Annotated in this window: 1 pseudogene; it reads left to right on the top strand. The window is 35.0% G+C overall.

The annotated features are described in order from the left end of the window. Window positions 1-469, top strand: a pseudogene (locus tag NCCP28_RS23545) (PTS mannitol transporter subunit IIBC); the annotation flags it as partial. Window positions 470-554 lie beyond the last annotated feature (85 nt).

Here is a 554-nt window from a genome sequence, read left to right as displayed (position 1 = left end):
ATTAGCTGGTGTAATCGTAGCAGCTATTGTATCTTTCCTAATCGCAGCACTTATTTTGAAAACAAGCAAAGGTGAAGAAGAAGATATCACTGCAGCTACGGAAAAAATGGAAGCATTAAAAGGCAAAAAAAGCTCAGTAGCAGGTTCTTTAACAGAAAAAGCAGTAGAGAATAACGAAGAATTTGATTATAAAAAAGTGAAAAAAATAATTTTCGCATGTGACGCTGGTATGGGTTCTAGTGCGATGGGCGCATCTATCATGCGCAATAAAGTAAAAAAAGCAGAAGTTGAAGGAGTAGATGTTGCAAATACTTCTATTGCAAACCTTCCGAGTGATGCCGACCTTGTTATTACACATAAAGATTTAACAGACCGAGCAATAGAAAAATTGCCGAATGCACACCATGTGTCTGTTGAAAACTTCTTGAACAGCCCTAAATATGACGAAATTGTAAGCAAGTTAAAATAATGAAATAAAAAATCTAGAGATTAAATTTTCTCTGGATTTTTTCAGAGTGTCGAGAAACCCCTTTAGATTTTTAAAGGATACGAAT

It is taken from the genome of Niallia sp. NCCP-28, from assembly GCF_023168165.1.
GTDB lineage: Bacteria > Bacillota > Bacilli > Bacillales > Cytobacillaceae > Niallia.
This window is presented reverse-complemented; position numbering and strand designations above follow the sequence as displayed.